Source organism: Mesorhizobium sp. M1A.F.Ca.ET.072.01.1.1, from assembly GCF_004023325.1.
Lineage (GTDB): Bacteria > Pseudomonadota > Alphaproteobacteria > Rhizobiales > Rhizobiaceae > Mesorhizobium.
Genome location: NZ_RZSF01000244.1, coordinates 1 through 10477, shown reverse-complemented (window position 1 = coordinate 10477; position 10477 = coordinate 1). Strand labels below are relative to the sequence as shown.

Below are 10477 nucleotides of genomic sequence, written 5' to 3'. Positions count from 1 at the left end.
GGCCGCTGCCGGTCGACGACCCCAGGCAGCGCAAGCCCGATATCTCGTTTGCTAGGCAGCATCTCGGCTGGGAGCCGAAGGTTGCGCTGAGCGAAGGCCTCGCCCACACCGCCGCCTATTTCGACGCCGTCCTGGGCGGACGCCGGTTCATCGCCCCGCGCACGGTCCAGGCATCGACCGCCAGGGAGGCAACGGCATGATGACCCGCCGCCCCGTTCTGGTGACGGGTGGCGCCGGCTTCATCGGCAGCCATGCCTGCAAGCTGCTGTCGGCGGCGGGCTACTTGCCGGTGGTCTACGACAATTTGAGCCGCGGCAACGAGAAAGCCGTCGCCTGGGGGCCACTGGTCGTCGGCGACATCCGCGACCCCGAAGCGTTGCGGCGGGCGATCGAGACTTACAGACCACAAGCGATCATCCATTTCGCCGCCCTTGCCTATGTCGGCGAGTCGGTCAGCGCGCCGGCGGATTACTATGCGACCAATGTCGGCGGCACCATCGCCGTACTGGACGCCGCGCGGGCAAGCGGCATCGACAAGGTGATCTTTTCCTCGAGCTGCGCGACCTATGGCGTGCCGAAAGCATTGCCGGTGAGCGAGGCCTCGCCGCAGAAGCCGATCAGCCCCTATGGCCGCAGCAAGCTGATGGGCGAAGAAATCATCAGGGACTATGCCGCTGCCTATGGAACGAGATACGCGATCCTTCGCTACTTCAACGCCTGCGGCGCCGATCCCGAAGGCGAGCTTGGCGAATGGCATACTCCCGAAACCCACCTCATTCCGAGGGTGCTGATGGCGGCGTCCGGCATGATCGAGGCGATCGAGATCTTCGGCGCCGATTACGAGACAGCGGACGGCACATGCGTGCGCGACTACATCCACGTCAGCGACCTCGCCCGCGCGCATCTCATGGCATTGATGCATCTCGAGGCCGGCGGCGACAGCCTGTCCGTCAATCTCGGCACCGGCCAAGGCATCTCGATAAAGGAGGTCCTCGAGGCTGTCGGCCGCATCACCGGCCGGCCGGTCCCGGTCGCCTATAAACCGCGCCGGCCCGGCGACCCGGCCGGGCTGTTCGCCGATCCCAGCCTTGCACAAGAGCAGTTGGGCTTCGTGGCGGAATTTTCCGATATCGACACCATCGTCAGGACGGCAGCGCCCTTCTTCGGGCTGCGGCCGGCCCTGAAGCCGAAGGCTCTCAAAGCGTCCACCGACGTCTCGCGCGCGAAGCGCGCGCCGCGCGGCATGAACGCCGCGGAAAAACGCCAGCCTGCACGGCTGGCAGTCGTCCCTGTGAGTACTGTGTCGGGGCGTGGGCTCGCTGAGCTGGGTTGAGGGCTTGTCTCAGCGAGCCTCTTAGATTTGATCCGCCGGGACAATTCTGAGCGGAAACTGCTAGAGCAATTCCAGGACGTGTGCAGCGGTTTTCCGTCCGGAAATTGCGTGAGCAAAGAGATAGAGCGGGTCGGCGTTTCCGTGAAACGGCCAGCCGCTCTAGGCATTTTTCTGGACGTGCGCCAGCAGCGACTAACTCTTGGGATCGACCAACTTGCGGGCCTTTTCGAAATCCACGCTCCTGGTATCGCCCGCCTGAATTTTCTTGAACTCGTCGGTCGAATTGTCCGAAGCGTGCCTGAAGCTGTACCACCGGCCATCCGGATCCCTCCGTTGCTGGACGGTCCCGTTCAGGACGCGATGGCTGAAACAGGTGCGGATGGGCTGTGCCGCATAGGCCGTGGACCGCCAGACGAGCTCCATGCACATCTTGCCATCATTGCTGAGATGCCATGTGCCTTCGGCGAAGGACGTTGAACCAGGCTTTGACGTCCAGGCACGCATGCGCCTGTCCTGGGCGAAATAGGCGGCTCCGTCCTCCCAGTTCCAGGTGCGGTCGGCATAGAACAACTGCAACTCAAATGCCGTCGGCGTGGGGCCTGCTTGTGCCGCTGCCGGGGACCCGGCGGCGGCTGCGTGAGCAACGCCGGACAGCGTCGCTCCACCGCAGAGGAGCAGAAGCATCAGGTCCGCGCGCCGCGCGGAACGACGGCACCTCACGCTCCGCGCTGGTCTGGACGGCAATATTTTTCGAACTGCAGGAATGATGAGCGATAACATTTCGACGACGCCTTTCGATCCGGCGTCACTACCCAGATTGGGTATTCGATCCCAATGCGCAGCTACCGCCCCCACGTGATATTAACTGCCGCTCGAGGAATGGTGTCAACCTTCCCGTCGCAGCGAGCCAGGATCGCCCGCGGACGGTGATTGCGGCCGCGCCAAAGCTTGTGGATGGGCAAGCCGCTGGTCTATAGGATCGGCCGCTTATGATGGAGCAGAAACGTTGAACGGGCCGGCGACCACGGAAGGGCTCGGAATCTTGGCGCCTCGCCAGGCCATTGAAAACCGGCAAGGGAGCCGGCGACCTGGAGCGGTCCCCTTCCGTGCGCCCGATTTCGAAATCGAAGCAATTACCCGGAATGCGGCGGTCGGCGCCATTCGGAGAACTGGTTGAAAAGAGCATTCTCGATAATTGTCACCCTGGCGCTGCTGACATGGCTTGCCGCAGACTCGCGCTGGAAGATGGTGGGCGACGCCTTCGCCAGCATCACGCCGGGCGCCTTCGCTGCGGTGACGCTGGCGCTGTTCGTCACTTATGTGCTGCGCGCGCTGCGGGTCTGCGACGAGTTCCGCCACGAGGTAAACGGCCGCTTCGGCGCCTGCCTGCGCGTCATCCTCATTCACAACGCCATGATCAACGTGGTGCCGTTCCGCGGCGGCGAGACCGCCTTCCCGCTGCTGTTGCGGCAGGTGTTCGGCATCTCGATCGTGCGCGCCGGCGCTTCGCTCCTGTGGTTCAGGCTGCAGGACGCCTTCGTCGTCGGCGTGCTCGCGTGCCTGGTGTGGCCCGGTCTTCACCCGGCGCTCAGGGCCGCGGGAATAGCAGCGCTGATTGCCTCCGCCTGGTATCTGCCGCGCTGGTCGCGCGCGCCGCATGACTGGGCCGGGCGCGGCAGCATCGTCTCGAAGCTCGGCAAGCTGCGCGATATCTTCACCGAGGCCACGAGGCGCTCCCGCTACGGCTGGTGGTGGACGGTCGCCAACTGGACGCTGAAGCTTGCCGTGCAGGGATGGCTGCTCGCCATGCTGCTCGGCACCTCCTTCCAGACCGCCTTTCCCGGCGCCGTCGGCGCCGAGGCCGCCGCCATCCTGCCGGTGCAGGGTGTCGCCGGGTTCGGCACTTACGAGGCTGGAGCCGCCGCAGCGCTGCTCTATTCCGGCATCGCCATGAAGGACGGGCTGCAGGCGGCGCTGGCGCTGCATCTGTTCATCCTCTGCTCGGCCGTTGCCACCGGTGCGATCGCCTGGCTGTTTCCCTCGAAATCGACGCTGCCGGAGACGCCGGCTACGGGACCCGCAAGGAAATGACCGCCATGGACATGCTTCCCATTCCTCAGTCGGGGCTGCCTGCCGGTGCCGTCATGCCCGAGCACCAGCTTTCCATCGTCATCCCGATGTATAACGAGGCCGACAACGTCGAGCCGCTGATCGTGCGTATCCACCAGGCGATGGAGAACTACAGCCAGCCCTGGGAAGTGGTGCTGGTGGACGACGGCAGCACCGACGCCACGCCGAACGAAATTCGCCGCCTGGCGGCCGAATACGGTGCGCATGTGCACGCTGTGGAGTTGGTGCGCAACTTCAAGCAGACGGCGGCCATGCAGGCCGGCCTCGACGCTGCCCGCGGCGATGTCATAGCGACGCTCGACGGCGACCTGCAGAACGATCCGTTCGACATACCGCGCATGGTCCATCGACTGCTGACCGAGGACCTCGACCTCGTCGCCGGCTGGCGCAAGAACCGCCAGGAGGGTTTCTGGATGCGCCGGCTGCCGTCACGCATCGCCAACTCGCTGATCGCGCGCGTCACCGGGGTTCGGCTGAAGGACTATGGCTGCAGCCTCAAAGTGTTCCGCGGCAGCGTCATCCGCAGCGTCAGGCTCTATGGCGAAATGCATCGCTTCATCCCGGCCTGGTTGGCGACGGTGACGACGCCGCGCCGTATCGCCCAGGAGGTGGTGACGCATCACGCCCGCATCCACGGCCAGTCGAAATACGGCATCTCGCGCACCTTCCGCGTGGTGCTCGACCTGGTCTTCATGTTCTTCTTCATGCGCTACCGCACCAGGCCCGGCCATTTCTTCGGCGGGATCGGCATCGTGTTCGGCGTGCTCGGCTCGCTGATCCTTGCTTACCTGTTCAGCTTGAAGGTGTTTTTCGGACAGGACATTGGAACGCGCCCGATGCTGTTCACCGGCTTCTTCCTGGTCATCGCCGGCCTGCAGATGGTAACGTCGGGCGTGCTCGCCGAGATGCTGTCGCGCGTCTATCTCGAGGCGAATGTTTCGCTCGCTTATGTGGCGCGCCCGCAGCCCGCGCCTGGCGAAGGCGATGGCTGGCGTTGGCCGAGCCCGCCCGCGCAAGCCAAGAAAGCCCCGAGACGGAAATGATCCCGCCCCTGCCCTCATCCGAGGTCCGCGCATGACCATCCTTGTGACCGGAGCCGCCGGCTTCATCGGCAGCCATGTCTGCGAGCGCCTGCTCGCCCGCGGCGACGCCGTTGTCGGCGTCGACTGCATGAACGCCTACTACGACCCGGCATTGAAGGCGGCACGGCTCGCCAGGCTTTCCGGCCGGCACGGATTTTCGTTCCGCCAACTCGACATAGCCGAGCCGGGCGCGCTGGCGGCGAATCTCGAGGGAACGCTGCTGAGCGGCATCGTGCATCTCGGCGCCCAGGCGGGCGTGCGCTATTCGCTCGAAAATCCGCGCGCCTATATCCACGCCAACATCGCCGGCCACCTGGAGGTGCTGGAGCTCTGCCGTGCATCGCCCGAGATCAAGCATCTGGTCTATGCCTCGTCGAGCTCGGTCTATGGCGGCAACACCAAGGTGCCGTTCGTGGAAACCGACCGCGTCGACAATCCGGTGTCGATCTACGCGGCGACCAAGAAGGCGGACGAGCTGATCAGCTCGACCTATTCGCATCTCTTTGGGCTGCCGCAGACGGGCCTGCGCTTCTTCACCGTCTATGGCCCCTGGGGACGACCGGACATGGCGGCCTGGATCTTCACCGAGGCGATGCTCTCCGGCAAGCCGATCCGCGTCTTCAATCACGGCGAGATGTGGCGCGATTTCACCTATGTCGACGACGTTGTCGAGGGCGTGATTGCGGTTCTCGACAAGCCGCCGGCGGCCGGCCGCGAGCGCCACCGCATCTACAACATCGGCAACAGCCAGCCGGTGCATCTCGGTCGCTTCATCGAGACGCTGGAAGGGCTGCTCGGCGTGAAGGCCATCCGTGAGGATCTGCCCATGCAGCCCGGCGATGTCGAGAAGACCTTTGCCGACACCAGCGCGCTAGAGCGCGACATCGGCTTCAAGCCGAAAGTGCCGATCGAGGAAGGACTGGCGAAATTCGTCGACTGGTACCGGCGGGAATGGCGGCCGGAGGGCAAGCGGTAAAGCGAAACGCTGCCGCCGATGCCCTGCCCTACATGCATCCTTCGATAAACGGACCGCTGACCCATAGCGAGCCGTTGGTATACATGGCGGTTCCGCTGTCGTCGGTGTAGCCATGGGATTGCTCGTCGACGTGCAGCTTGCTGTTGGGCACAAGCTGCCCGTTCACTTTTATGCTCTTGATGAAAAGGTTGCGATCGCCGGGCCGGCCGTCTCCGGCCCACTGGTCGTTGACATAACGAATTTCGATCGTCTTTGGATTGGGCACGCCGCTAAGGTCGAGGTGGAACGGTTGCGCCTCGACGGCCGCCTCCGTCAGTTCCGCTACGCGCTGCTCGCCGGTCGAGGCGTTGCTCTCCTTACCATGGACGGCGATCTCGCCAAGGCGCTTGCCGTCGGCGAAGACGTCGAAGCGAGGCTGCCCCTGGTAGTCGGTGCCGGCCGCGTCGATCTCCAAGCTTGTGGCTGTGCAGCGCCCCGCGTCTCCGGCCGCGTTGGCGACAAGTGTGGCTATGCGCCGCTTTTGCGATTGCACCCAGCCGGCAATCGGCTGCAGCAGCGCCGTTCGATCGCTCAAGCCTTCGTCGAATAGGTTCGTCTTTTCGCCGGGATCGGCCTTAAGGTCGTATTCCTCGACCTTGCCGGTGGTAGCGTTGAAAATCACCTTTCGATCATTATCGCGATAACCGAGCAAGGAGCCGGCCCACGGATTGAAGAAGAAGGTCCTGTTTGGCCGTTGCTCGCTGAACAAGCTGCGGCCCTGCCACTGCTCGGGCAATGGCAGTCCCAGTATGTCCATGATCGTCGGAGCGATATCGACGATGCCGCCGACCGGATGCGCAACTTCGTCATGGAAAAGGTGCTTGTTGATCATTATCAGCGGAATGTGGACGTTCTCGTCGTAGATCGCCGTGGCATGGACGTAGTCGCCATGTTCTCCGAACGCCTCGCCATGATCGCCAAGGACGACAACCAGCGTCGAATCGAGCTTGCCGGACTGCTTCAGTGAATCGAGGATTTCACCGAACGCTGCGTCGCCGACCTTCAGGGCGTTGAGATAGGCATTGAATTTTTCGTCATCGACGTAGTGCACCGGCCCGATGTCTTTGGCGGAAGGCACCATCTTCGAGAACATCGGGCTGCCGGTGATATACGGATAATGCGTCATCGCCGTGAACATGATGCCGAAGAAGGGCTTCTGCGGATCCTTCTTCATCCAGTCGATGATCGTTTGGGCCGTGCAGAGGTCACTGTTGTAGTCCATGTTCTTCCACTGCTCGGTACTGAGCTTGAAGGTCGGGGTGGCGCATTTCTGCCCCCGATAGTCCTGGATGACATCCAGTCCCTTGTTGATCAGGAACTCGTCCACACGCTGGAAACGGGAATCGGCGCTCCAGAAGAACCCGGTGCGAAAATTGTGCTTGGACAGGGCGTTGGAGATCGTCTCCAGCGGCAGGTACGGATATTTGGCGGTCATCCCGTAGAATGAGATGTCGTTGTACATCGAGGTCAGCAGCGAAAAGATCGAGTAGTGCGTGGACGGCGCATGCGCATAGATCTTGTCGAACCGAATGGAATCTCCGGCATAGCTCTTTATGTTCGGCGTGATCGGATACTGGCCGCCAAAGGTCTCGATGTATTTCGACGGCACCGACTCCATCATGAAAATCAGCACGTTCTTGATCGGATTTGGCGTCGGCGCCTTGAAATTTGAGGTTTCCGCCGGACGCTCCCCGACGCTGGCGACATCGGCATCATTGCCGCCGGCGCTCATCGCAAAAGTCACCGGCGTCGAACTGAACCACGCCGACTGAACGAAATACACGATAGGATTGTCGACCTTGGATGCTGGCAGCGACTGAGCGCGCACATGATAGCCGCTGCCGACCAGGGCCGCGCCAACGCACAGAACCAAAGCGATGAGAAACCTCTTGCGGCCTGCGGAACTCAGCCGCTGGCACAAACTGCCCGCGGCGTAGCCGAGGGCCAGCACCAGAACGATGGACCCGAAAAGGATCGCGGCATCCCTCACGTTGAGGGCGTCGCCCATCGCGCTCTTGGCGTCGGCATTCTGCAGGAAGTCGCCATAGACCAGCCACTGGAAGGTGAAAGGCTCACCCAGCATCTTGACGAGATTGATGTTGGCAAATCCCCAGCCGAGCGACACCACGACCCCGAGATAGAAAAGGGAGGCGATGGCCGCGGATGCGAGCCGGCTTGACTTTGTAAGGAAGAGCAGGATCAGCGTTGCCGCCGTCACTGATGTGATGAGGATCAGGTCGTAATAGCTTGCCGCCAATCCCATGGGAATGGACGCCAGAACCCCTTGAAATGTCGTTTGCGGATCGACGATGACGGCCCGGTAGATGCCCAGCAGAAGCCATAACCACAGGCTGGTGCAAATGACGCGCAAGGACATCCGCGTGAAGCGAAGTTCCTGGGTCAATGCAGGTTTCGTCCTCGATCCCGTCTGGCCACCCTCGCACCGGCTCGCCGAGCCCATACCGCCGCCGATACTCATGAAATTGCCCACCGCCAGTCTGTGCTCCGGCCAGAAACCACGGCCGGCAGCTTTCAAACCCCGTGCGCAAAATCGGTTCGGGGCAGGAAAGAGTCAACAAAATCAAGTGTGCGTTAACGACGTCTCTTCAGAACTGGTTAACCGCAAACACTGAAAGACAATGGGTTTGCCAAAGGGCCGATCAGCGTTGGAAGCGGCGAGCTTGCGGCAACAAAGAAAGCTGAGACCGTGTTGCGGGCCGGCCCGGCTTCATTCCGACGTCAGCCGAACGCGTACAGATCGTCCGTCGAGACTGCCCTGAAATAGGTCACGAATTCCCAGTAATTCTCGATGCGGTCGACGAAAGGCCGCTGCGGCGGCTTCAGGATTTCGGTCTCGAAGTGGTCCAGTCGCTGGGAACCGCCGAGATAGGCAATGATTGCATTGCCAACCAATGGATCGCCGATGTCGCTATAGTGGATCGGGAAATACGGCTGTCGGGTCTCGAACAGCACGGATCTGATCTTTGCGCGAAACAGATTCAGCTCGCGCAGAAACGCGTTGAAACGGTCTATGTCGAAATGCACCTTCTTTCTCGGGCTGTCGGCTGCGACCCGATCGGTGGCATGGACTGTCCATACTCCGGATGCTTCCGCTTCGAGCAGCGAGACGAAGGACGCGATCGGATTCCTGACAAGCCAGAGCTTCTTGACGCTTTCATCTTCCAACACGGGGAGTATGGCCGCGCGTGTCTGGTCGGGAAATATGTGAAAACCGACGAAGCGAGCCGACGGATCGTCGAAGACGCGCGCGATGAACTGCTCCGGCTCGGCATCTCGTAAATCGACCCGATCGCGCGGCAGATCGATTTTCTCGTGATAGTCATGGCGCAAGCCGACGAAGCTCGGATTGAAGATTTCGCCGTGCAGGACCATCCCGTCATATTGGTTGAGATGGCGATTGAGCGCTTGAGAACCGGTTCGTGGCGAAGCGATCAGCACGAACTTCTGACAAGACTGCATTCACGCCACACCCGATGGAGTTTACCCGAACATACACAAACGACCTCTCCGTTCAAATGTGAGCGGCCGCTTGAAACGGCAACGGCGGGCGCCCTGAAGCACCCGCCGTCGTCGGCGTCCCAACACCTGCTGCGGGGTTCAACCGCCGCGCAGGCGCGTTGGGCTGAGGCTCGCAATGGTCGAACGCTGTTCGGCAGGACAAGTCGGCAGGAACCGGCTCGCATCCGCATAGGTCATGGTGGTGACGGAGTTCTTCAGGCCGCCGCGCTTGGCGATCCAGCCGCGAACCCAGCCAGGGTAGTTCTTCATCATGAAGTCGGCAGCGACCTGGTTGCCGCGCGCCCCGGCGCCATACGGCAGGTGGAAGCCGAACGATGCGTTGCGCGTGACGCAGACCTTGCTCTTGGGCATCGCCAGGTAAAGCGTGCAGGCCGAATCGCACGCACCGTTGAAGCGCACGAAGCCGCCGCTGCGGCGCATCTTCAGCATGCGGATGGCATAGTCGATTACATAGCCGCCGCGGTCGCCGCTGATCGTCTTGACGTAGCCCTTCCCGAGATTCATGCGCGGACGCAGCAATTGGTCTGCCGAGCTCGTCGAGATCATCGCGCCCGTCAAGGCGAGCGCAGCGAGAAACTTCAATATCGTTTTCATTCGCGCCTCCTGCTATGCCGTGAACGGTTAGCCCGGACGCGTAAAGATTGGTTATGCCGTGTCGATAAACTTGTAACAATCGCTTGATTGCACAGTTGTTTTAGACGCCGCTTGATGGTCTTGGTTTACCGGTGGCGCAGACGGATGATCACTGAAAAGTAAATCCGGCGCGACCAGAAGGCAGGCAGAGCGCAAAAGCGTTGTTAGCGGAATTGCGGTAAGGGAAGCTGCAATGGCGGTCGGAAGCAAGCTGAAGCCGTTGGGGCCGGGTGTTGAACGTCGCCGCATCTGCGTGGCGGCGCAAGCGATCCCGCGCGACGCCGACATTGACGACGCGATGACGCCCGGCGAACTTGCAAGGCTCTTCGCCGAAAACGGAGACGACGTCACTCTGCTGTGGGTTGCCGGCCGGGACGTGCCATCCACGGACGAGGTCGCGGCCCGACGGGCGGAGTTTGAGGCCGCCTCGGTCAAACTGGAGGTTCTCGACCGGTCCGACCAGCTGCTTCCCTCGCTGGCGACGCCCGAAAGCCGATCCGCTGCGCTGCTGCATTATCTCGAGCGGTGCAGTTACGATCTGGTCTACGCGCCGCTGGAGGGTGGCCTGCCCTACTTCACCCTGCTCGCGGCTGAGACCGATGCCTTCGCCACGTCGCCGATCGTCCTCCTTGCCCGCGCTCCGCAAGAATGGGCGCATGAAGCCGACAAAACATTCATGGGCAGCACCGAGGCGATCGCCACGGCCTACATGGAAAAGTACTGCGCCGAGATGGCCGACAGGAC

9 protein-coding genes and 1 pseudogene are annotated in these 10477 nt (G+C 62.2%); 6 read left to right on the top strand and 4 right to left on the bottom strand.

The annotated features are described in order from the left end of the window. Together EOA32_RS26585 and galE are read left to right on the top strand one after the other, a co-directional pair. A pseudogene (locus EOA32_RS26585) lies at positions 1-200 on the top strand (SDR family NAD-dependent epimerase/dehydratase); the annotation flags it as partial. After that, positions 200-1333 (top strand): UDP-glucose 4-epimerase GalE, encoded by a 1134-nt coding sequence (gene galE / locus EOA32_RS26580; RefSeq protein WP_128373291.1) that lies wholly within the window; start codon positions 200-202, stop codon positions 1331-1333. The pseudogene EOA32_RS26585 and the gene galE, both read left to right, overlap by 1 nt. Positions 1334-1525: 192 nt before the next feature. Here galE and EOA32_RS26575 read toward each other — a convergent pair whose 3' ends face one another. Then, positions 1526-2017 (bottom strand): DUF995 domain-containing protein, encoded by a 492-nt coding sequence (locus tag EOA32_RS26575; RefSeq protein ID WP_245499391.1) that lies wholly within the window; start codon positions 2015-2017, stop codon positions 1526-1528. A gap of 489 nt (positions 2018-2506) precedes the next feature. On the opposite strand from EOA32_RS26575, the gene EOA32_RS26570 reads away from it, so the two are divergent. From EOA32_RS26570 to EOA32_RS26560, 3 genes are read left to right on the top strand one after another with little or no spacing between them, the layout of a single operon-like run. After that, a complete protein-coding gene (locus EOA32_RS26570) occupies positions 2507-3424 on the top strand; it encodes a lysylphosphatidylglycerol synthase domain-containing protein (protein ID WP_128373289.1) in 918 nt (305 codons plus the stop codon). A 5-nt stretch (positions 3425-3429) separates the two neighbouring features. Further along, the gene (locus tag EOA32_RS26565; RefSeq protein WP_127324486.1) at positions 3430-4506 is read left to right on the top strand and encodes a glycosyltransferase family 2 protein; all 1077 of its coding nucleotides are present in this window, start codon (positions 3430-3432) and stop codon (positions 4504-4506) included. Between the two features lie 31 nt (positions 4507-4537). Beyond that, a complete protein-coding gene (locus EOA32_RS26560; RefSeq protein WP_095829251.1) occupies positions 4538-5521 on the top strand; it encodes an NAD-dependent epimerase/dehydratase family protein in 984 nt (327 codons plus the stop codon). 28 nt (positions 5522-5549) lie between these two features. Here EOA32_RS26560 and EOA32_RS26555 read toward each other — a convergent pair whose 3' ends face one another. From EOA32_RS26555 to EOA32_RS26545, 3 genes are all read right to left on the bottom strand, one after another. After that, on the bottom strand, positions 5550-7964 hold the full coding sequence (locus tag EOA32_RS26555; protein ID WP_189407385.1) for a sulfatase-like hydrolase/transferase: 2415 nt from the start codon (positions 7962-7964) through the stop codon (positions 5550-5552). A 335-nt stretch (positions 7965-8299) separates the two neighbouring features. Next, positions 8300-9040 (bottom strand): sulfotransferase domain-containing protein, encoded by a 741-nt coding sequence (locus EOA32_RS26550; RefSeq protein WP_128373287.1) that lies wholly within the window; start codon positions 9038-9040, stop codon positions 8300-8302. A 138-nt stretch (positions 9041-9178) separates the two neighbouring features. Further along, on the bottom strand, positions 9179-9694 hold the full coding sequence (locus EOA32_RS26545; protein WP_245299612.1) for a hypothetical protein: 516 nt from the start codon (positions 9692-9694) through the stop codon (positions 9179-9181). 232 nt (positions 9695-9926) lie between these two features. Here EOA32_RS26545 and EOA32_RS26540 point away from each other — a divergent pair. Beyond that, positions 9927-10477 (top strand): hypothetical protein (locus EOA32_RS26540; protein WP_145971358.1); only part of this gene is annotated, 551 nt, incomplete at its 3' end.